This is a genomic window from Rhodococcus sp. 14-2470-1a (genome assembly GCF_002259425.1).
Classification (GTDB): domain Bacteria; phylum Actinomycetota; class Actinomycetes; order Mycobacteriales; family Mycobacteriaceae; genus Rhodococcoides; species Rhodococcoides fascians_E.
On the sequence record NZ_NPFZ01000038.1, the window covers coordinates 1 to 20,836 of the forward strand.

General features: G+C 64.4%; 17 protein-coding genes. 3 read left to right on the top strand and 14 right to left on the bottom strand.

Translation table 11 applies throughout. The features are described 5' to 3' along the window. Window positions 1–133 precede the first annotated feature (133 nt). From CH292_RS25165 to CH292_RS25195, 7 genes are all read right to left on the bottom strand, one after another. A complete protein-coding gene (locus CH292_RS25165) occupies window positions 134–1,537 on the bottom strand; it encodes an NAD(P)/FAD-dependent oxidoreductase (protein WP_094655967.1) in 1,404 nt (467 codons plus the stop codon). Window positions 1,538–1,705: 168 nt separating this feature from the next. Next, entirely contained in the window at window positions 1,706–2,506 is an 801-nt protein-coding gene (locus CH292_RS25170) for an HpcH/HpaI aldolase/citrate lyase family protein (protein ID WP_094655968.1), read from the bottom strand. Beyond that, on the bottom strand, window positions 2,491–3,276 hold the full coding sequence (hpaH, locus tag CH292_RS25175; protein WP_094655969.1) for a 2-oxo-hept-4-ene-1,7-dioate hydratase: 786 nt from the start codon (window positions 3,274–3,276) through the stop codon (window positions 2,491–2,493). The genes CH292_RS25170 and hpaH overlap by 16 nt, the downstream gene beginning before the upstream one ends. 34 nt (window positions 3,277–3,310) lie before the next feature. Continuing rightward, window positions 3,311–4,462, bottom strand: coding sequence for a 3,4-dihydroxyphenylacetate 2,3-dioxygenase (gene hpaD / locus CH292_RS25180; protein WP_094655970.1), 1,152 nt, complete (start codon window positions 4,460–4,462; stop codon window positions 3,311–3,313). A 46-nt stretch (window positions 4,463–4,508) separates the two neighbouring features. Beyond that, on the bottom strand, window positions 4,509–6,041 hold the full coding sequence (hpaE, locus tag CH292_RS25185) for a 5-carboxymethyl-2-hydroxymuconate semialdehyde dehydrogenase (RefSeq protein ID WP_094655971.1): 1,533 nt from the start codon (window positions 6,039–6,041) through the stop codon (window positions 4,509–4,511). A 33-nt stretch (window positions 6,042–6,074) separates the two neighbouring features. Then, complete coding sequence (locus CH292_RS25190) at window positions 6,075–6,773, bottom strand: GntR family transcriptional regulator (RefSeq protein WP_094655972.1); 699 nt, start codon at window positions 6,771–6,773, stop codon at window positions 6,075–6,077. Continuing rightward, window positions 6,770–8,239 (bottom strand): fumarylacetoacetate hydrolase family protein, encoded by a 1,470-nt coding sequence (locus CH292_RS25195; protein ID WP_094656006.1) that lies wholly within the window; start codon window positions 8,237–8,239, stop codon window positions 6,770–6,772. The genes CH292_RS25190 and CH292_RS25195 overlap by 4 nt, the downstream gene beginning before the upstream one ends. A gap of 277 nt (window positions 8,240–8,516) precedes the next feature. Between CH292_RS25195 and CH292_RS25200 the strand changes: the two genes are divergently transcribed. Then, entirely contained in the window at window positions 8,517–9,986 is a 1,470-nt protein-coding gene (locus CH292_RS25200) for an NAD-dependent succinate-semialdehyde dehydrogenase (protein ID WP_094655973.1), read from the top strand. A gap of 177 nt (window positions 9,987–10,163) precedes the next feature. On the opposite strand, the gene CH292_RS25205 is transcribed toward CH292_RS25200, so the two are convergent. Both CH292_RS25205 and CH292_RS25210 read right to left on the bottom strand, forming a co-directional pair. Next, window positions 10,164–11,465: a Glu/Leu/Phe/Val dehydrogenase gene (locus CH292_RS25205; RefSeq protein WP_094655974.1), complete on the bottom strand. Its 1,302-nt coding sequence runs from the start codon at window positions 11,463–11,465 to the stop codon at window positions 10,164–10,166. 81 nt (window positions 11,466–11,546) lie between these two features. Continuing rightward, complete coding sequence (locus CH292_RS25210; protein ID WP_094655975.1) at window positions 11,547–12,965, bottom strand: aldehyde dehydrogenase family protein; 1,419 nt, start codon at window positions 12,963–12,965, stop codon at window positions 11,547–11,549. 68 nt (window positions 12,966–13,033) lie between these two features. On the opposite strand from CH292_RS25210, the gene hisC reads away from it, so the two are divergent. Together hisC and CH292_RS25220 are read left to right on the top strand one after the other, a co-directional pair. After that, window positions 13,034–14,167: a histidinol-phosphate transaminase gene (hisC, locus tag CH292_RS25215; RefSeq protein ID WP_143545790.1), complete on the top strand. Its 1,134-nt coding sequence runs from the start codon at window positions 13,034–13,036 to the stop codon at window positions 14,165–14,167. Window positions 14,168–14,301: 134 nt separating this feature from the next. Further along, window positions 14,302–15,042, top strand: a complete 741-nt coding sequence (locus tag CH292_RS25220) for a GntR family transcriptional regulator (RefSeq protein WP_094655977.1) — start codon at window positions 14,302–14,304, stop codon at window positions 15,040–15,042. 26 nt (window positions 15,043–15,068) lie between these two features. On the opposite strand, the gene CH292_RS25225 is transcribed toward CH292_RS25220, so the two are convergent. The 5 genes from CH292_RS25225 to CH292_RS25245 all read right to left on the bottom strand — a co-directional run bounded on the left by CH292_RS25225 (window position 15,069) and on the right by CH292_RS25245 (window position 20,784). Beyond that, window positions 15,069–16,166: a hypothetical protein gene (locus tag CH292_RS25225; protein ID WP_094655978.1), complete on the bottom strand. Its 1,098-nt coding sequence runs from the start codon at window positions 16,164–16,166 to the stop codon at window positions 15,069–15,071. 462 nt (window positions 16,167–16,628) lie between these two features. Continuing rightward, window positions 16,629–17,477 (bottom strand): ATP-binding protein, encoded by an 849-nt coding sequence (locus tag CH292_RS25230; RefSeq protein WP_143545791.1) that lies wholly within the window; start codon window positions 17,475–17,477, stop codon window positions 16,629–16,631. 5 nt (window positions 17,478–17,482) lie between these two features. Beyond that, window positions 17,483–19,087: a thiamine pyrophosphate-dependent enzyme gene (locus CH292_RS25235; RefSeq protein WP_094655980.1), complete on the bottom strand. Its 1,605-nt coding sequence runs from the start codon at window positions 19,085–19,087 to the stop codon at window positions 17,483–17,485. Next, complete coding sequence (locus CH292_RS25240; RefSeq protein ID WP_094655981.1) at window positions 19,084–19,962, bottom strand: MBL fold metallo-hydrolase; 879 nt, start codon at window positions 19,960–19,962, stop codon at window positions 19,084–19,086. The genes CH292_RS25235 and CH292_RS25240 overlap by 4 nt, the downstream gene beginning before the upstream one ends. A gap of 39 nt (window positions 19,963–20,001) precedes the next feature. Beyond that, window positions 20,002–20,784, bottom strand: a complete 783-nt coding sequence (locus CH292_RS25245) for an SDR family NAD(P)-dependent oxidoreductase (protein WP_143545792.1) — start codon at window positions 20,782–20,784, stop codon at window positions 20,002–20,004. Between the last annotated feature and the right edge of the window lie 52 nt (window positions 20,785–20,836).

Consider the following 20,836-nt stretch of genomic DNA (forward strand, 5'->3'; position numbering starts at 1 on the left):
AAGAGTCGATTGATGCCGTCAGCTTGAGGATACGTCTTTTGGCGACTTCGCATCACTACCTGGCCGCCGATACACCCACAGATCAGTCACAAGGGCCAGAGATCTTGACGGACTGGGTTGACATAAAACCGGCTTATCGGCGGCGTTGCGTCAAGTTGTCTTGACGGTGCGGTAACAAGTAGACCATCGCGGCTCGCGCGTCCACCTGTTGCTCGGTCATCGCAAGCTGGCCGCGGCTGCGGGAGAAGAACGCAGTAAGCCACGAGATGACTGTCGTCAAACGGCTACGAAAGCCGACGATGTACACCAGATGCACCAGCAGCCACATCATCCATGCAATGAAGCCGGTGATCTTGATGGGCCCGACCTCCGCGACGGCGCTGAACCGCGAGACCGTCGCCATGGAACCCTTGTCGAAGTACTTGAAGTCTTTGCGCGCGGGTGCGCCTCGGCCTTCGCGTACGGCTTCGACGCCTGCGGAGATGGCGCGAGCGGCGTAGCGTCCGCCCTGTATAGCGACCTGTGCGACGCCGGGGAGCTTGTCGAGGCTCATCATGTCGCCGACGACGAATACCTCGGGGTGGCCCGGGAGCGTCAGGTCTTTGTTCACCAGTACGCGCCCGGCACGGTCGACTTCGGCTCCTGACTGATCGGCGAGTTGCTTGCCGAGGGGGCTGGCTGCAACTCCTGCGGACCACACTTTGGTGCGAGCGGAGATGCGTCGGATGGTGCCGTCCCCATCCTTGACGGACAGGCCGTCGGCGTCGAGATCGGTAACCATCGCGCCGAGTTGGATGTCGACGCCCATCTTTCTCAGGCGCTTTGCAGCGGCCTGGCCGAGGGAATCCGAGAACGGCGGCAACACTTTCGGGGCGGCATCGAGCAGGATGATGCGAGCGCTGCGACTATCGATGTGGCGGTAGGTGCCGTCGAGAGTCTTGTGCGCGAGTTCGGCGATCTGCCCTGCCATCTCGACTCCGGTCGGTCCTGCTCCGACAACGACGAAAGTGAGCAGCTTCTCGATCTCGGCCGGGTCAGTGGCGAGTTCGGCTTGGTCGAATGCGCCGAGGATGCGGCCGCGGAGTTCGAGGGCGTCGTCGATGGTCTTCATTCCGGGTGCGTGTTCGGCGAAGTGGTCGTTGCCGAAGTACGACTGACTGGCACCGGCAGCGACGATAAGGCTGTCGTAACCGGTCTCGGTGATGCGCTCGAGGAACTGAGAGGCGACGATTCGGCTCTCGAGGTCGACCGAGGTGACGTCTCCGAGGATCACCGATGCGTTGTGTTGATCCTTGAGGATCATGCGAGTAGCGGGTGCGATCTCGCCGTCGGAGAGGATTCCGGTGGCCACCTGATACAGCAGCGGCTGGAACAAGTGGTGAGTGGTCTTGGCGATCAGCGTGACGTCGACGTTGGCCTTGCGTAGCTGTCTCGCGGCGAATAGACCACCGAATCCCGAGCCGATGATGACAACGTGGTGTCGGTGGACCCGCTTGGCTAACGCAGGTGTGAGTTCGGGAGTGGTCGGTACAGACATCGTTGTATGCCTTCGTGTCGGGTCGTCCAGAACGATCAGCCAACTCGGAAAACGTGTTGTCCACAGGGGTGCGGAGCTGACGGCCCGAACGTGATGGTCCTGTGTCCGCGTCGCAGCGCACGACCATGCCGAATGACAGGCCGGGCTCCGCCGTGCGGTCGCGGCTGGTCAATAGCTGTCGGGAACGTCCTGGCTGCTGTCGATGAAGCGTTCGGCCAGTGCTTCGGAACCTCGGGCCAGGATGGCCGCGTCGGCACCGACGAGTACGAACGTAGCCCCCGCATGAACGTAGGACTCGGCTTGTTCGGCGACGAATGCGTTGACTCCATATGGCTTTCCGGTGGATGCGATAGCCGTGAAAGCGTCGTTCACGGCGACCACGACGTCGGGATGGTTCTGTTGGCCGAGTAGACCCATCGAGGCCGACAGGTCACTGGGTCCGAGGAAGACACCGTCGATCCCCGGCGTTTCTGCGATCGCTGCCGCGTTGGCAACGCCTTCGGCGGTCTCGATCTGGACGAACACCGACACGTGGTCGGCTGCGCTCGCCAGATAACCCTCGACCCGATTCCAGCGCGCCGACCGCGCCAGCGCACTGCCGACACCGCGCCGGCCCACTGGTGGGTACTGCGCTGCGGCGGCCACCTCGCGTGCCTGCTCGGCGGTCGAGATCATCGGGACCAGGATGTTCTGAGCACCCAGGTCCAGCACCTGCTTGATGATCACCACGTCGGCGACGGGTACGCGCACCACCGGCGTCACCGGGTATGCCGATACCGCATAGATCTGTGCGAGAACCGATTCGAGACCGTTGGGCGCATGCTCCATGTCTATGAGCACCCAGTCCAGACCCGAGCCTGCCATGATCTCGGCGGCCACCGGGGATCCGGTGGTGATCCACCCGCCGTACAGCGGCCGGTCCGCCGCAGTCAAGGCGTCACGGAAGGTCGTGTTCAGTCGAAGCGGCATGAGATCGTCCCCATCGGTCCGTAATCAGCAAGCACACTGTCTCCCTTGTGCACCCACATCGGGCGGGTGAACGAGCCGGCCAACACGATCTCGCCGGCTTCGAGGCGATCGTCGTGCTGAGAGAGCTTGTTGGCCAACCACGCCACACCTGTCGCCGGGTGGTTCAACACCGCGGCAGCAACCCCGGACTCTTCGATCGTCTCGTTGCGGTAGAGCAGCGCTGAGATCCACCGCATGTCGACAGTGGCCGGGTCGGTCGGGTTGCCGCCGTAGACCATCGCACCCAGTGCGGCGTTGTCGCTGATGGTGTCGACGATGGTGCGGCCTTCCATCTCGATTCGCGAACTGAGAATTTCCAGGGCCGGCACGACGTACTCGGTTGCCTTGAGAACGTCGAAGATCGTTGCGCGGGGACCGGTCAGTGGGCTACCGAGTACGAACGCGAGCTCGACCTCGATTCGCACATTGGAGAAGCGTCCGTGCTCGATGACCGATCCGTTTTCGAAGACCTGGTCGTCGAAGATCGCACCGTAGTCGGGCTCGGTGATGCCGGTTGCGACCTGCATCACCTTGCTCGTCAAGCCGATCTTTCGGCCGACCAGGCGTCGACCGGACTCGACCTTGCGTCGACGCCACTCGTTCTGGACCGCGTACGAATCCTCGAAGTTCATGTTGGGATAGCGAGCAGTGAGCCGCGGAATCATCGTCCGCGTCCGTTCTGCTTCTTCGAGTTGGTCGGCGATGTCCGTGATGGTATTCGGGGGGAGCATGAATTCTCCTGTGCCGTAGGGGAATGCGTCGTTACTACAGCTGTGCGCCGAGCTTGAACTCGCCCTTCTTCCAGTCCGGCATCTCGTCGGTGTCCTCTTTGCGGGTGTACGAGAAGCCGTCCGCACCGATGGTGACGGCCATTTCGGAATCGTCGGTGCGTTCGATCACGGGCTTGGGGTTGCCGTCGAGATCCAGGACGATCGAGGCGTCGGTGTACCAGCTGGGGACAACCGGGGTGCCCCACCAGTCGCGGCGCTGGTTGTCGTGGACGTCCCAGGTGACGACCGGGTTGTCGGGATCGCCGGTGTAGTAGTCCTGGGTGTAGATCTCGATGCGGTGGCCGTCCGGGTCGCGGAGGTAGAGGTAGAAGGCATTGGAGACGCCGTGGCGTCCCGGGCCGCGCTCGATGTGGTCGGACATCCGCAGGGAGCCGAGTTTGTCGCAGATGGCGATGATGTTGTGCTTTTCGTGCGTCGCGAAGGCAACGTGGTGCATCCGTGGTCCATCGCCCCCGGTCATGGCGGTGTCGTGCACGGTGGACTTACGGCGCATCCAGGCCGCGTACGTCGTGCCGGCCTCGTCCTGGATGTCCTCGGTGACGCGGAATCCGAGGTCCTCCATGTACGCCACGGCGCGGGGGACGTCGGGGGTCACCTGGTTGAAGTGGTCCAGACGCACGAGCGCGCCCGGGGTGTACAGGTGGTAGTGCCACGCGAGCCGCTCGACGTGCTCGACGTCGTAGAAGAACTCGTACGGGAAGCCGAGGGGATCCTCGACGCGCACCGAATCACCGATGCCCCTGTTGTGTCCGTTGGGGTTTCGCTCCACGCGGCAGCCGAGTTCGGTGTAGAACGCGACGGCTTTGTCGAGATCCTCCGGGCTGCGTACCCGATAGGAGAACGCTGCTACACCGGCGACAGGGCCCTTGCGCAGGACCAGGTTGTGATGGATGAACTCCTCGAACGAGCGAAGGTAGACGGCGTTCTCGTCTTCCTCGGTCACGACGAGGTCGAGCACGTCGACGTAGAACTTGCGTGAACGCTCGAGGTCGGTGACGACCAATTCCATGTAGGCGCAGCGCAATACATCCGGGGGAGTGGCCCGCGGGGTGGGAACCGGGTTGGCCGAGCGAATCGGGCTGGTGCGCGTCACGACGGGCTCGGGCGCATCGGGGGTGATGGTCATGTCATGGTCCTTGTCGAAAGGTGAAGGGAGTCAGTGCTTGTCTGCGTCAGTGCTTGGCCGAGTCGGCTTTGCCGAAGGTCGGGTTGTGTACCTCGCCGAGCGTGATGTGCACGGCTTGCTGCTGGGTGTAGAAGTCGATGGAGCGGTAGCCACCCTCGTGCCCGAGCCCAGAAGCCTTGACGCCACCGAACGGGGTGCGTAGGTCGCGGACGTTGTTGGAGTTGAGCCACACCATGCCGGCATCGATGGCCTGGGCGAAGTTGTGCGAGCGCTTGAGGTCGTTGGTCCAGACATACGCTGCAAGACCGTATTTGACACCGTTCGCCAGTTCGAGCGCTTCGTCGTCGGTGTCGAACGGTGTGATCGCAACGACCGGTCCGAAGATCTCTTCCTGGAAGATGCGGGCGTCCGGTGAAACGTCAGCGAATACGGTGGGGGTCACGAAGTTGCCCTGGTCGAAGCCCTCGGCCCGGCCGCCGCCGGCAACGAGGCGCGCTTCGGTCTTGCCGATCTCGATGTAGCTCATCACCTTGTCGTAGTGCTCCGGGTGTACCAGCGCACCGACCTCGGTCGCGGGATCGTGCGGGTAGCCCACCTTCACCCGCTTGGCCTGTGCTGCATAACGTTCGACGAACTCGTCGTAGATGGACCGTTCGACGAGGATGCGGCTGCCCGCGGTGCAGCGTTCGCCGTTGAGGGAGAACACACCGAAAATGGTGGCGTCCACTGCCGCCTCGAGGTCGGCGTCGGCGAACACGATGACCGGGCTCTTGCCCCCGAGTTCCATCGACAGGCCCTTGAGGTAAGGGGCGGCGTTGCCGAAAATGAGCTGGCCGGTGCTGGATTCGCCGGTGAACGAGATCAACGGAACGTCGGGATGCTTGACGAGAGCGTCGCCTGCGTCTTCGCCGAGGCCGTTGACGAGGTTGAACACACCCTCGGGAAGGCCGGCTTCTTCGAAGATGCCCGCCCACAACGATGCCGACAGGGGAGTGAACTCGGCCGGCTTGAGCACGACGGTGTTGCCGGTGGCCAGCGCGGGGCCCAGCTTCCACGATTCGAGCATGAACGGGGTGTTCCATGGGGTGATCAGGCCGGCGACCCCGATGGGGGTGCGGTTGACGTAGTTGATCTGCCGTCCGGGGACCTTGTAGGTGTCGTCTGCCTGAGCCACGATGAGGTCTGCGAAGAAACGGAAGTTCTCGGCCGCGCGGCGAGCCTGACCGAGAGCCTGGGTGATGGGCAGGCCGGAGTCGAACGATTCCAGTTCGGCCAGACGCGCGTCGCGTGACTCGACGATGTCGGCGATGCGGTGCAGGATCCGGGAGCGTTCCCGCGGCAGCATCCGCGGCCACGGGCCGTCCTTGAATGCCTTTTGGGCGGCCTCGACAGCGCGGTCGATGTCGGATATCTTGCCGGCGGCGGCCTGCAGGTAGACCTCGTTGGACACGGGGTCGAGAACGTCGAAGGTGTCGCCGTCGATCGAATCGACGAATTTGCCGCCGATGTAGTGCTGGATCTTGCTGGGCAGGTCCGCCGGGGTGTGGCGGATGGAGGTGTCGTCGATGGTGTTCGTCATGTTCTTCTTCTCTCCAGCTCGTCGATAGGGGTGTCAGAAGGCCGGTAGGCCGGGTGTGTCGTGCGGGTGTTCGTGAACGAGGTAGGCGTCCAGCGTTGCCGAACGGTGTCGGCGCGCAGCTCGGTCGATGTCGTCGAGCGGTGCACCGGTTTCGATGAGCCGCACGATGTTTTCGTGCTCGCGGACCGATTCGCGTGCGCGACCAGGAACGAAGGAGAACGTCGATGCGCGCAGGTGCGCCAGCCGGGCCCACTCGGAGTCCACGAGGGAGACCATGCGCGGATTGACGCATTTGGTGAACAGGACGGCGTGGAACTGTTGATTGAGTGCGGTGAACTGACGCGGATCGAAGTGATCGAGGGACTCGATCATCTGTTCGTTGACTGCCCGGGCGCGGCGGATGTCGGTCTCGGACAGTCGGCGCGCGGCCATGGCGGTGGCGGCACCTTCGAGGACGGCCAGGGTGGCCATGGAGTCCCGGTACTGGGTGTCGTCTGCCATGGACACGTGCGCCCCGACGTTGCGCTCGAAGGTGACCAGGCCTTCGGCTTCGAGCTGGCGGATTGCCTCACGCACGGGGACGACGCTCATGTCGAGTTCTTTGGCGATGGAGGCCAGGACGAGCCGATATCCGGCGGTGTATTCCTGGTTCGATATCCGGTCCCGGATGAAGTGGTAGGCCTTCTTCGGTTTGCTCACCGTCGCAGGGGCGTAGTCGGTGGTGATACTCATTGTGTCGCAAGCCAGGTCTGGTACTCCGCTTTCCAGGCCGCGTTCGGGGGGAACAGTCCGTCTACGGGGTGTCCGGCTTTGACCTGCTCGGCGACCCATCCGTCCTGGGTCTCTTGCGCGGTCGCAGCGTCGACGACCTCGACGACCATGGCCGGGGGGATGACGATGACGCCGTCGCTGTCTCCGACGATGACATCACCGGGTTGCACCGTGGTGCCGCCGCAGGCGATCGTGATGTCGGAGTCCCAGGGCACATGTTTGCGGCCGAGGACCGCTGGATGCGCGCCGACGGTGAACACCGGGATCCCGATGTCTGCGACGGCGTCTCGGTCACGGACTCCACCGTCGGTGACGATCCCGGCCGCGCCTTTCGCTTGAGCACGTAGTGCGAGGATGTCGCCGAGAGTGCCCGATCCGGTTTCGCCGCGGGCTTCGATGACGATGATCTCGCCCTCTCCCACGGCATCGAAGGTGCGCTTCTGTGCGTTGTATCCGCCGCCGTGCGAGTCGAACAGATCCTCGCGGTTGGGAACGAAACGCAGGGTCTTCGCCGTGCCGACGATCTTGGTTCCCGGATGCAGCGGCTGTACACGGTCGATGGTGACGTTGTTCAACCCGCGCTTGCGGAGTTGGCCGGACAGTCCTGCCACCGGCACGCTGTGCAGCTTGGCGCGAAGTTCGTCGGTCAGAACGCCGCTGTCCTGGTGCGGCAGGCCGGCTGCCTCGCGCGATCCCCAGGCTTCGGCTCGCTGTGTGTCGTCGACAGCGGGCAGTGAACCTACGCGGGCGTCGAAGTCGTGATCGCCTTGTACGACGGTGGTCACCAGTCTGCCCGAGGTCGGGGTTCCCGGAGAGTCCGGTGCATCGACCTCGACTTCGACGACATCGCCCGGAACGATCACCGAGGATCCGGCCGGGGTACCGGTGAGGATGACGTCTCCGGTTTCGAGTGTGAAGTGCTGCGAGAGGTCTGCGACCAGCTGAGGCAGGGTGAAGATCAGGCCGGCTGTCGTATCGTTCTGCGCGAGTTCGCCGTTCACCCACGCCCGTACACGCAGAGCCGAGGGGGCGACGGTGCGGGCGTCGATCAGCTGCGGCCCCAGGGGAGTGAATCCGTCACCGCCCTTGGAGCGGACGTTGGAGCCTTTGTCGTTGGCTCGTAGGTCGTAGAGGCCGAGATCGTTTGCGGCGGTGACCGACGCGACGTGATCCCACGCGTGGTCGACGCTCACCCGCCGTGCGGGCTGGCCGATCACCAACGCGATCTCGCCCTCGAAGGCGAGCAGTTCGGTCCCTGAGGGGCGCTCGACCACGCCGCCGGTTGCTGCCACCGAGCTCGATGGCTTGAGGAAGTAGGACGGGTGCGCAGGTCGGCGACCGCGTTGATCGGCCCGGGAGGCGTAACTCAGGTGAACCGCGATGATTTTGCCTGGCCTGGTGGACGATTGCGCACTTGGGACATTCATGTCGTCCTCCTCATGTGACGTCGGGGAACTCCAGATCAGGAGCACCCTTGTATCGTATAGTAAATCGTATAGGATCAGTGATGCAGATCGCAATACCCTCATGACATCGACCGGCTCGACGGTGATCCTCCCGATGCATCGACGCTGTCCTGCTGTTCGATATCGCTGTCACGCAGACTCTTTCGGATCGCTCGACATCCGCCAAAGCCGGACGTCGGCCTTACCTCGACGACACCCCACCGCCGAATCCCGGGGCGTACCCGGAGAAGGAACTTCCATGACCGACGCTGAGAAGACCCTGCTCGCCTCCGTCCCCGACGGCTTGTTCATCGCCGGGCAATGGCGAGCTGCCAGCTCCAATGCCACTCTGACAGTGGATGATCCGGCCACCGGCGACGTCGTCGCGACCATCGCCGACGCCACACCCGAAGACGGAATGGCCGCACTCGACGCCGCGGTGTTCGCGGCACCGTCGTGGGCCGCCACTCCCGCGCGAGGACGCGGTGAGATCCTGCGGCGAGCATTCGACCTCGTGCAGGAACGCAAGGAGGACTTCGCGTTGCTGATGAGCATCGAAATGGGTAAGCCCCTGGCCGAGGCTCGCGGTGAGGTCGCCTACGGAGGCGAATTCCTTCGGTGGTTCAGCGAAGAGGCTCCCCGTGTGCAGGGCCGTTACGGTGCGAACCCGGAAGGTACCGGCCGCACCATCGTCTCCCAGCATCCGGTCGGGCCGTGCTTCTTGATCACCCCGTGGAACTTCCCGTTGGCCATGGCAACTCGCAAGATCGCCCCTGCCCTCGCGGCAGGGTGCACCGTGGTGATCAAGCCGGCCACCCTGACACCGCTGACGACCCTGCTCCTGGCCGCAGTGCTCGACGAGGCAGGTCTGCCTGCCGGCGTGGTCAATGTGGTGACCACCACCGCGACAGCCGAGCTCTCCGAACCGATCATCGCCGATCCTCGCCTGCGCAAACTGTCCTTCACCGGCTCCACTCCGGTGGGACAACGATTGATGGCACAAGCGGCGAAGAACGTGCTGCGGACATCGATGGAACTCGGCGGAAACGCCCCGTTCGTCGTCTTCGACGACGCGGACCTGAACAAGGCGGTCGACGGTGCGATCGCGGCCAAGTTCCGCAACATCGGACAAGCCTGTACGGCAGCGAACCGGTTCATCGTCCACCGCTCGATCGCAGACGAATTCACCCGCCGGGTCACCGAGAAGGTCGCCGCGTTCACCATCGGCCGCGGAGCCGAGGCAGGGGTGACGATCGGTCCGCTCATCGACGACAAGGCCGTCGGCAAAGCCCGCACCCTCGTCGCCGATGCCGTCGGCCGCGGTGCCACGCTCGTCACCGGAGGTGAGCGCCTCGACCGCAGCGGGACGTTTTTCGCACCGACCGTCCTGTCGGACGTCGCTGCCGGTAGCGACATCCTACGGGAGGAGATCTTCGGGCCCGTCCTGGCCATCGCGCCATTCGACACCGAGGACGAGGCGATCGCTCTAGCCAACGACACCGAGTACGGGCTGGTGTCCTACGTGTTCACCGAAAGCTTCACCCGAGGCCAGCGCATGATCGAGCGGCTCGAGACCGGGATGATGGGACTCAACGTCGGTGTCGTCTCCAACGCCGCAGCTCCTTTCGGTGGCTGGAAGATGTCCGGTCTGGGCCGCGAGGGCGGTGCCGAAGGCATTCACGAGTACTTGCAAACGAAATACACACTGACCCCGTCGCCGTTCGCCTGACACGACCAGAACCCGGTATCGCGCGGCAAGTGCGATACCGGGTTCTGCTGTCTGCGTTACGTTGTCGTCCCTGGCGAGTGGCCGCACCGCGTACATCAGGTGCGGCGCGCCTCGGGTCCGACCCAGTCGACACTGGAACGGACCCGACGTGGACCGATCACCCTCGGGCCGTCGCCTTTACGGGTAGAGCCCGCGGGTGAGGTGCGCTTGGGCCACTCGTTTGACCGCGGAGCACGTGGCGGCCTCACGCAGGCTCACCTTGTGCTCTGCTGCAGACTGCGCCACCTGTTCCCAGGCCGCGATCATGCGAGTCGAGAGTCGTTCGTTGACTTCCTTTTCCGTCCACCAGTAGGCCTGGTTTCCCTGCACCCACTCGAAGTAGGAAACGACGACCCCGCCTGCGTTGGCGAGAATGTCGGGAACCACCACCACGCCCTTGTCGGCGAGAATCCTGTCCGCCGCGGCTGTGGTGGGCCCGTTGGCGCCCTCGACGACGACCCGTGCGCGGACGCGGTCGGCATTGCCCGAGTTGATGACGCATTCCACCGCTGCCGGGATGAGAACATCGACGTCGAGTTCGAGCAGTGCCGTCCCCTCGAGCTCGTCGCCGCCGCTGAATCCCACTACCGATCCTGTCTCGGACATGTGAGTAAGCAGAGCGGGGATGTCGAGCCCACTGGCGCGGTGCACTGCGCCGTACTGATCCGACACCGCGACGACCGTGACGCCGGCGTCGGCGAGCATCGCGGCCGCTCCGGCTCCGACTTTTCCGAAGCCTTGGACGGCTGCGGTCAGTCGGGAGACGCCCACTCGGCCGAGGCCGAGGTGTTCGACTGCAGCGAGGGCAATCTGGACGACCCCGCGCGAAGTGGCGGACGCCCGCCCGAGGCTGCCGCCCACAGAATGCGGTTTTCCGGTGACCACGCCGGGAACGGTAAAGCCGGCGCTGACAGAGAAGGTGTCCATCATCCACGCCATGGTCTGCTCGTCGGTACCGATGTCCGGTGCAGGGATATCGCGTTCGGGTCCGATGATGGGGAGGATCTCGGAGGTGTAGCGGCGGGTGACGCGTTCGAGTTCTCCGCGTGAATACAGGCGAGGATCGATGGTGATCCCACCTTTGGCGCCGCCGTACGGAACGTCGAGCAGAGCGCATTTCCAGGTCATCCACATCGCGAGAGCACGTACCTCGTCGATGTCGACCCCGGGGCTGTACCGCAGCCCTCCTTTGGCCGGTCCGCGGGAGAAGTTGTGCTGTACCCGGTATCCGGTGAGCACCTCGATACTCTCGTCGTCGCGTCGCAGCGGGATACTGACCGTCATCTCGCGACGTGGTCGCGACAGTATGGCGTGCAAACCGCTGTTGTAGCCGAGGGTGTGGATCGCCGACTCGAGCTGCATCTGAGCGTCCTGCAACGGGCTGTGTCGGCGCGACGATGAGCGGCTGGGGGTCGGGGCGGTGAGCATGTCCTGGGTCATGACGTGTCTTCCGGTGGGTGTCGTGGTGAAGCCTGTGGGCAGAAAGAGATGGACGAGGTGTGGATGGCTGCAGGCGTTGTGTCAGTAGTGGATTGCCCGTGTGGTCAGGAATTCGCTGATGCCGTGAGCGCCGCGCTCGCGGCCGAATCCGGACTGGCGGAAACCGCCGAACGGAGCATCGGGGTGCGTCTTGGCTCCGTTGACACCGATGCTGCCGGTGCGAATTCGAGCGGCGACAGATCCGGCGTGATGCGGATCGCCGGCCCACACCGCTCCGCTCAGGCCGTACGGAGAATTGTTTGCGATCGCGACGGCGTCGTCGATATCGGCGTAGCCGATCACGGCGAGGACCGGTCCGAATACTTCTTCCTGCGAGAGCAGATCGTCCGGTCCGGTGAGATACGCCTCGGCGGGGACGTAATAGCCGTACTCGTCGCCCGTGACCGCGCCAGACGCGAGCAGCTGCGCGCCTGCCGCGCGGGCTCCGATGGTCAACTCGCCAACCTTGGCTCGTTGCTCGGCGGTCGCGACCGGTCCGAGAACGCTTCTCTCGTCCCCAGGGTCCCCGACGAGATAGGACGGCACGTGGCGTTCGAGGAGCGCGGCAGTCTCGTCGAGTCGAGAGTTCGGGACCAGCAGCCGCGTCAGTGCGGCGCAGGTCTGCCCGGAATTCTGGAAGCTCTTGGCCAGCGTCTGCGGCACAGCGACAGTGAAGTCGGCGTCGGGCAGGACCAGGCTCGCCGATTTGCCGCCAAGTTCGAGCGAGACCTGTTTGATGCAGGCTCCTGCAACCGTAGCGATCCGCGCCCCGGCGCGGGTGGACCCGGTGAACGAGACGAAATCCACGGCAGGGTGAGAGATCAAGACCTCGCCGGTGGTCGGTCCGTCGCCGAAGACCACATTGAACACCCCGGCTGGTAGGCCCGCCTGGACGCAGAGGTCGGCGAGGATGGCCACGCAGGTCGGAGCGACTTCGCTGGGCTTGAGCACGACGGTGCAGCCGGCGACGAGCGCCGGTGCGAGCTTGGTGGCGATCTGAAACAGCGGGTAGTTCCACGGGGTGATGCAGGCGACCACACCCACCGGGACCTGCTGCACCACAGTGTCATCGAGTCGCCCCTCCAGCAGTACCGCCTCTGCGAGGCGAGCGGCCGAGGCGAATGCGGTTGTGGCCGGAGCGATTTGCATCGCGGCGCACTTGTGTCGGGGGGTGCCGACCTCGGCGGTGATGGCGTCGGCGAGCTCGTCGGATCGGGCAGTTAGACCCTCGGCGATACGCGCCACGATCTGGGCGCGTTCGTGCGGCGCAGTCAGACTCCACGCATCGAATGCCTGCGCAGCTGCGGTACACGCGGTATCGACGTCTGCGGCGCTGGCGGATCGAACCTCACCGCGGATGGATCCATCGGAGGGGTCGAAGATTTCAAGCAATCGATCGCCGCTGGCCGGTATCCAGGTGCCGCCGGCGAAAATACTTGTCAGCTGTGTCGCTTGGAGCATTGTAGTTCTCCCTGCTTACGTCTAGGATCGTATAGGAAATGCTATAGGACAATGAAAGGTTTGTGAAGATGTCATCGGTATCTATCGAATCGACCACCTCAGGGCCCTACATCCGGACCGCGATCGATGACCTTCCGCCGTACTCCGCCGGCCGAAGCGTCCGCGACGCCGCCGGAGAAGGAGCCGCTGCACGCACTCTGCTGGGCCTTGCCGCCAACGAAGGCCCCTACGGGCCCTTCCCCGCCGCTACTGCGGCCGCCGCGAAGCAGATCGAGAACGCAAACCTCTACCCGGAATCGGGCTTCCGGTCGCTGCGCCGCGAACTCGCCGAATTCTTGGGCGTCGACGTGGCCAGGGTGGCCGTCGGGGCCGGCGGCATCGGCCTCATTCACCACCTGTCGGTGGCTCTGCTCGACGAGGGCTCGAACATCGTCACCTGCACCCCGACGTTCCACGCCTACGCACTCGATGCACGCAAACAAGGCGCCACGACACGCACCACCCCAGTGCGCGCGGACGGCAGCTACGACCTGGCGGCGATGTTGGAGTTGATCGACGAGCGCACTCGCATCGTCTACGTCTGCAACCCGAACAACCCCACCGGCGGTATCGTCGGCCGGCAGGAACTGCTCGACTTCATCGACGCTGTGCCGGCCTCGACCACCGTTGTGGTCGACGAGGCGTACTTCGAGTACGCACGATCGGCCGGGTACCCCGACACCATCGCCGACGCTGCGTTCGCTCGACCGAACGTGGTCACCTTGCGTACCTTCTCCAAGGCCTACGGTCTGGCTGGACTGCGCGTTGCCTACCTGGTCGGTTCCGAGGCCCTGATCGGTGCGGTGCAAAAGGTCCAGAGCAACTACGAGGTCACCAGTGTCGCGCTCGCTGCGGCCCGCGCGAGCCTGCCCGACACCGAGGAATTGGCTCGTCGGATCGAGCTCAATGCCGATGGCCGCCGTCGACTCGTCGAGGCATTGGACCGCCTGGGATTCGAGCCCCTCGAGCCGCACGCCAACTTTCTCTACCTGCGTCCCGGCGACGGCAAGGCCTTCGCGAAGGCACTCGAAGCCGAAGGGATCATCGTGCGACCGGCCAACGCGATGGGCGACCCCTCGGGCGTGCGTATCACCGTCGGATCGCCAGATCAGGTCACCGAGACCATCGAGGCACTCACCCGCATGGTGAACGCGTCGTCGTAGTCGCGCACGTCGTGTCGCTGGTGCCGGCTAGGGCCGGCCACCAGCTCACCCGCAGTAGGGCCCTATAGTTACCCATATAGGATTTGCGCACGACCGATGTGCACACCGGAGATCGATCTGCAGAGGGAGCGTCGATGGCATCGGACAACGGAGCCCCACAGTCCAAAGTCGACTTCGCCTTCGACATCCTGCGGAACCGGATCATCAACTCCGAATACTCTGCCGGCCAGCGGCTGGTCATCGAGACCCTGGCCAAGGAAGTAGGGGTCAGCCCCGCCCCGATCCGAGAGGCACTGCGCCGCCTCGAAGCCGAAGGACTCGTCGAGTACAGCACCAACTCGGGCCCCTGCATCGCTCGGTTGAACAAGCAGGACTGGTTCAACCTGATGGAGATGCGTGCCGTCCTCGAGGCATACGCGACCCGCGCGGCCGTCCCGACGATGACCGCAGACGACATCGCAGAGCTACGCCGCCTCAACGCCGAAATGAAGGACGAGCTCGAACGCTACGACTTCGAGTCCTGGAGCGGGCTCAATCGCGCCTTCCACGGCCTAATCCGCTCACGTTGCCCCAATCAGCGCCTGGTCGACGAACTCCGTAGCCTCAGCCAATGGGCGGATACGGTCAGCAGGCTGGTATTCGCCCGTGATCGCGGCATCATCATCCAGATGCTTGGCATGTCGGCTGGCCGAGAAACCCTATCGGCGCACGAGAAGATCATCGACGCCATTGCCTCCGGTGCAGCCGACGGCAGTCTCGAAGAGATCAGCCGCGAGCACACCTTGGCGTTGGTCCGCCAGGTGCAGGACAAGTTGCGCGCCAGCGAAACTGGGGACGAGCCCGACTCTCGAGCACGCCGAAAAGTGCTGCAGTAGCACCGCGGTACGGCGCAAGGCCTGCATCAAGCGAAGATGGCGATCGGCAGAACAGCGAACGAGCTGCCAGGGATCAGCGCCGAAAATTCGAGATCGACACCGATTCCGGTCACCCCACCGCCCACGATCTGCTGCGCCGGCGATTCTTCCGAGAGCTCCGTCAACTTGTCGAACACCCCCGACAGCAGGGCAGGATCGATCCTGTCGAGCAGCTTGTTGCGGTCGAGGACTGCAACATCGTCGGCCAGAGGTGAGATGACTTTGCCCAACACGGTGAAACGACCGTCGAGAAGTCGGTCCGGGTCGGCGGTACGGAAGTGCGCGGTTTCGCAGATGGTCACCGCGGTCAGTCTCCGGTCACCTTCACCATCGTCATCATCAGTGTCCTCGACGTCGTTGGCGGACAACGGTTCAGTGGCGATGTGACCGTAGAACTCGCGTGTGTGGTCCGAACGAAAGTCTTGCCGGAGCGCCGAAGCGATTGCCGATGCCAGCTCGGCAGCGTCCTCTGCATGATGGATCCCGAGCTGGCGATGTTTGGTGATCTCGGTGACATCGTCGATCTCGCGTAGTTCAAGCCGATTGTTGCGCAGCATCACGTATTTGGTGACGGTGGATACCAGCTCCGGGGTAGCGATGTCCAATACTGCATTGATTTCGTTCGCACGAAAGGTGCTCGAGTACTCGATGATGTCACCGGCCTGGATCGCGCGCGCATCGGCGAGGGTCCGTACGGGGGTCACAGTGTGGTTCGTCGCGAGTAGGTACCGCAGATAGTTCAGGTAGTACGCCTGCGAGAAGACGTACGTCAGTCGTTGTGCACGGTTCGTTTCGTCGGCGTGCACATTGTCACGTACTCGCTGGAGATCACCGTGTGCATCGATGCCGCCGAAACCCGGAAAGTTCACCGAGGCAACGACCTTCGCGCCGGTGGTGTTCCCCGCGGTCGTTGTCTGCGATGCGCGACCTTGATCCTCGGTCTCGGCCGACTCCAGCAGCCCCGCCCCGAGAATGGCTTGGAGTAGCCCCGACACGAAGTCGGGGTTCTGATAGATCACAACGGCTGGGTGCAGCTGCGCGGTGCTCGACGAGGTGTCGTCGTGCGCGGCCGGTGACGTACTCATCACCCCATCCTGACATTGATACCTGCGGCGAGGGAGGTTATCGCGGACCGTGTCCGGAGATCGGAAGGCACACTCGCCCGATATCGACTCGGACCCCATTTCGCCGGAACGGCGTTTCACCCCTCGGGACGGTACCGGATCCCGTACGGATCAAGGGATCCCGAGGTAGGTCTTCGACGCGGTTCGTTCATGGGTTGTCCAGGTGCCAGCGCTGTACCCGATTCGCCGATACGGGTGAGGCCGGAGCGGACCCGGTTGTCGCACACAGGTCCTACCCCGGCCTCGTTCGGCACCGGCAGTGGGCGGACGACGTTGGCCGCCGCACCCGGTGTCGTCCTCGTTCTCGTGCCTAACGGTTCGCGGCGCGGCCCCTGGTCCGCGACGTACCCGGTGGGATCGAAAACGAGTAGCTCTGTCGAAATGCCCACGTTCGGAACGAATCCGTCGACGACGACACGATGATCAGGTCTGGTGCCATGTGCGGACGTGTTCGGCGAGATCGGCGGCGCTACGTGCTTCGACCTCTCGCAATGAGCGTTGGACCGCGAACGCATCCGGCCACACTCGCTCGATGTCCTCACCCAGCTCGTACACCGATCCGGTGACCTTCATCAAGCTGTCCGGCCGGATCACCAAGGTGCGGCGATGCCGAAGCACGGTCTGCATCAGCTCGGCATAGAGCTCGCCGTCGTAACCCGAGTCGGTGCGGGCCTCGATACCCAACTCCTGCGCCGGGCCGCGCAGCGAGTCGGTCAACTCGTCGAGCAGATCTGCGGAGGCATTGTGTTGCTCGGGAGTGCCGTCGGCGGCTGCGTCCATGTCCTGCGCCCGCTGGGCGCGGAGCCGGTCACGTAGCTCGCCCACCGGTGCGATGACCACGAACAGCGTCGTCGCATCGGTCAGGGACTGCTCGGCGTTGTCCTCGAGTGCAGATGCCAACTCGGAGAATCTGCCTCCGATCAACGGCGCTTCGACCACCAGGAGGCCATCGCCTTCGCCTGCTTCCCCATTCCACTGCGCGATCGCCGAGCGAACCCACATCCCCATGGCGGTACGGATACCTGCGTGGGTCACACCGTCGATCTCGGGGAACTTCTGCTGCGCGACCGGTTCGCGGTCCCATGCGCGCCGGCTGATGTCCCACTGCAGGATGCGGGTGGGACGGCCTGCGTTCACGGCTGTGTTCGCGAGTTCCTTGACCAGCAAGCTCTTTCCGGTACCGGGCAGTCCGACCAGAACGATTCGGCGCAATTTCGGGAGCTGATCCCAGAGCTCGGTCAGGTACGGAGCGGGAGCAGTCGCCGATGTCATGGCGGTCACCGGAACCTGTCGACGCTGACCATGTTGCCGACGGTGACCTCGACGACGGTCGGTCGACCGGAACGGAACGCGGCATCGAGCGCGGGAGCGAGCTCGGCGGGAGACGAAGCGTGGGCGTAGTCGGCACCGAACGAGGTCACGAAGCCCTCAAAGTTGGGGTTGCGTAGATCGGTGGCGATGACACGGCCGCCGTAGAGATCTCGCTGCATCTGCTGCACGTTTCCATACTGGCCGTTGTTGAACAGCACCGTCACCAGACCGATGTTGTGCTGCACGGCGGTGGCGAGTTCTGTTGCGGCGAACATGAATCCGCCGTCACCGGTGACCGACAGGACACGGGTGTCGGGCTTGGCCGCTTTGGCTCCGAGCGCCGTGGGGAAGCCGAAGCCGAGAGTGCCCATGTATCCGGTGGAGATGAAGGTGCGAGGGGTGTGCACCGGGAGCAGGATTCGGCTGGCGAACCCGATCTGGGTCAACTCGTCGACGAAGATTCCGTCCCGCCCGAGTGCCTCTCGGATCACCGACAGGTAGGCGGTCTGCTGGTCGAGGACAGCGCTGCGCTCTTTCCAGTCGGCGTGGATCTGCGCCATCTCCTCGGTGCGTTCGACTCCGCGGACGCCTTTGGTGCGCAGAGCCTCCAGCAGTGCCGGCAGGTGCGATTCGAGCCGGCCGGTGATGGCGACGTCGGGCTGGCCGTAGCGCCCGTGGACGGTCTGGTCGACATCGATGCGGATCAGGGTGCGCTTGCCCTTACCCCAGCCGAGGAGCGCCGAGCGTGCACTGCCGCCGAGCGCGATGATGACGTCGGTGTCTCCCCACAGCGGCTTGGCCTCGGGCAGGAAGCAACTCAACGGGTTGTCGCTGTCGACGATGCCGCGGCCGGTGCGGTAGCCGACGACCGGTGCCTGCAGTAGTTCTGCGAGTTCGGTGACCTCGGCCGAGACGTCTTGAGCGCCGTTGGCGACGAAGATCATCGGGCGTGCGGCACCGGCGAGTACCGAGACGGCCTTCTCGATGCCTTCTTCGTCGACGACGTCGTGCGCCGGGGCGGCGACGGGGGTCTGGTCGGCGACCGGTGCGCGCTGTTCGAGGACGTCCATCGGGACCTCGATGGTCGCAGGCCGCGGACGGCCGGTGTTCATTGCTTCGACGGCGGCGGCGATCGTCGCGCCGGCGTTGGCGGGGTGGGTGACGCGGTCGTAGAACTTGCTCAGTGACCGCAGCATCCCGGGCTGATCGGGAACCTCGTGAAGGGTCCCCATCTCGCGGCCGATCAGCTTCTGCGGGATCTGTCCGGTGAGGAAGAGCATCTTGGCGTTGAGGCCGTAGGCCGTTGCGAGCGCTGCCCCGGCGTTCAGTGCGCCCGGCCCGGGGACGACGTTGCAGACGCTCGGTGTGCCGGTGGCCATGGTCGCGCCGAGGGCCATGTAGGCCGCACCCTGCTCGTGGCGGGTATGGATGATTCGGAATTTGTCGCCGGCGTCGTAGAAGGCGTTGTAGAGCCAGTCGTTCTGCACTCCGGGGAGCCCGAAGACGGTGGTGAGCTCGTGTGCTTCCAAGCTTGCGACGACAGCTTCGCCGCCGGTCTGGTATTTCGTCATGATGGGGAACTTTCCTGTGAGAGAACGGGGACGCGTAGAAAGTCGCGGCCGACCGAGATCGGGCCGTCGTACCGTGTTCGCGCGTCTGCGATGATGTCCGCATCGGAGGTCGGGCCGAAGGCGCCGACCGGGCTGAGCAGTAGTTCGCGGGCCCGGGCCGATGCCGCCACCACACCCGCCCCGGCCGGTTCAGTGTGGACACTGCGCATGCGGGGAAGGACCCGTTCTGCGCGGGCTGCGGGCAGGAAATCGAGTGCGTTGTCGAGGTATGTCGTCTCGTGGACGAGCAGATCGACACCAGCAGCAAGCGTCACCACGGCAGCGCAAGGACGTGTGTCACCCGAGAAGGCGACACTGTATCGGTCGACGTCCACTCGGTAGCCGAACGCCAACTCGATCGGTGGGTGTTCCACCAGCGCCGCGGTGATCGTGGCGTTACCGCTGTGCACGGTCGTGGCGGTATCGATCTCGGTGATACGCACCATCTCGCGTAGATGCGGCTGGGCCTCGTCGTGCATCCGGCTTCTGATGTCGAGATCGAACGCCTGATAGTGCAGCTCGAACAGTTCCTTCAGCGGCGGCGGCCCGATGACGTGTACCGGTTCGGTCAGTTGGGTCCACGCGAGGTGGAGCAGCAGGGCGACGTCGGCGACGTGATCGATGTGGTGATGGGTGATCAGGATCCGTCGCAGCCGGGCCAGATCGAAGCCGGCTTCGACGAGTTGGCCGGCGACACCGTTTCCACAATCGATCAGGGTCAGGCCGTCACCGGCATCGAGAACGTGCGCCACCGGGCGTCGGCCGGCTTTGGGGGTAGGACCCCCGGCCGATCCCAGAACCACCACTGCTGGGGCTGACTCGCCTGCTGTGGTCATGGTCGTGGTCCTGTCGGTTCGATGCGGCCGGTCTCGGGGTCAGGCAATCCACCCTCCGTCCATCAGCAGCGCCGCGCCACTGGTGTAGCTGGACTCGTCGCTGGCCAGGAACAGCACCGACTGCGAGACCTCGGCATAGGTTCCTTCGCGGCCGAGGGGGACGATCGATTCGGCCTTCTTCGACCGGGCTCGTAGCGCATCGTCGGGCACTCCGGCGCGTCGGTCGGAGGGCATTTGTTCGAGGAATCCGGGGCAGATCGCGTTGGACCGTATGTTGGAGGAGGTGAAGTCCCGTGCGAGGGAACGGGTCAACGCGATGATCGCTGCCTTGGATATTCCGTAGGCGGACTCCTGCGGAGAGGCCTTCATCCCGGCGGAGGAGGCGGTGTTGATGATGGCACCGCCGCCGTTGGCCTGCATGACCGGAATGGCTTCGCGGACGAACAGAAACATGCCCTTGAGGTTGACGCCGAGAATGCTGTCCCACTCTTCCTCGGTGGTCTCGACCAGCGATCGAGCATTCATCGGGTCGATACCGGCATTGTTGAACAACACGTGGACCGTCCCGAAGTGTTCGACCGCATCTGCCACGGCGCGGCGGGCAGTGTCGGGTTGAGAAACATCGCCCTGTACCCCGATCACCTTCGTGCCCTGCAGTTTCAGATCGGCTACGCAGTCGTCGAGGACCTCTTTGTTCCAGTCGACGATGACCAGGTTCGCCCCTTCTGCGGCGAACCGGCGGGCGGTGGCCAGGCCGAGGCCGGAGGCACCTCCGGTGATGATCACGGTGCGGTCGGTGAAGCGAGCTACAGGGCGGTTCATGGCATTACCTTTGGATAGATTGTTGTGCGACAACTGATGTAGAACGTTTCGA

Excerpts from the sequence above, each read along its gene's own strand:
- CH292_RS25165 (WP_094655967.1), bottom strand. The coding sequence starts at position 1,537 with ATGTCTGTACCGACCACTCCCGAACTCACACCTGCGTTAGCCAAGCGG.
- CH292_RS25170 (WP_094655968.1), bottom strand. The coding sequence starts at position 2,506 with ATGCCGCTTCGACTGAACACGACCTTCCGTGACGCCTTGACTGCGGCG.
- hpaH (WP_094655969.1), bottom strand. The coding sequence starts at position 3,276 with ATGCTCCCCCCGAATACCATCACGGACATCGCCGACCAACTCGAAGAA.
- hpaD (WP_094655970.1), bottom strand. The coding sequence starts at position 4,462 with ATGACCATCACCCCCGATGCGCCCGAGCCCGTCGTGACGCGCACCAGC.
- hpaE (WP_094655971.1), bottom strand. The coding sequence starts at position 6,041 with ATGACGAACACCATCGACGACACCTCCATCCGCCACACCCCGGCGGAC.
- CH292_RS25190 (WP_094655972.1), bottom strand. The coding sequence starts at position 6,773 with ATGAGTATCACCACCGACTACGCCCCTGCGACGGTGAGCAAACCGAAG.
- CH292_RS25195 (WP_094656006.1), bottom strand. The coding sequence starts at position 8,239 with ATGAATGTCCCAAGTGCGCAATCGTCCACCAGGCCAGGCAAAATCATC.
- CH292_RS25200 (WP_094655973.1), top strand. The coding sequence starts at position 8,517 with ATGACCGACGCTGAGAAGACCCTGCTCGCCTCCGTCCCCGACGGCTTG.
- CH292_RS25205 (WP_094655974.1), bottom strand. The coding sequence starts at position 11,465 with ATGACCCAGGACATGCTCACCGCCCCGACCCCCAGCCGCTCATCGTCG.
- CH292_RS25210 (WP_094655975.1), bottom strand. The coding sequence starts at position 12,965 with ATGCTCCAAGCGACACAGCTGACAAGTATTTTCGCCGGCGGCACCTGG.
- hisC (WP_143545790.1), top strand. The coding sequence starts at position 13,034 with ATGTCATCGGTATCTATCGAATCGACCACCTCAGGGCCCTACATCCGG.
- CH292_RS25220 (WP_094655977.1), top strand. The coding sequence starts at position 14,302 with ATGGCATCGGACAACGGAGCCCCACAGTCCAAAGTCGACTTCGCCTTC.
- CH292_RS25225 (WP_094655978.1), bottom strand. The coding sequence starts at position 16,166 with ATGAGTACGTCACCGGCCGCGCACGACGACACCTCGTCGAGCACCGCG.
- CH292_RS25230 (WP_143545791.1), bottom strand. The coding sequence starts at position 17,477 with ATGACATCGGCGACTGCTCCCGCTCCGTACCTGACCGAGCTCTGGGAT.
- CH292_RS25235 (WP_094655980.1), bottom strand. The coding sequence starts at position 19,087 with ATGACGAAATACCAGACCGGCGGCGAAGCTGTCGTCGCAAGCTTGGAA.
- CH292_RS25240 (WP_094655981.1), bottom strand. The coding sequence starts at position 19,962 with ATGACCACAGCAGGCGAGTCAGCCCCAGCAGTGGTGGTTCTGGGATCG.
- CH292_RS25245 (WP_143545792.1), bottom strand. The coding sequence starts at position 20,784 with ATGAACCGCCCTGTAGCTCGCTTCACCGACCGCACCGTGATCATCACC.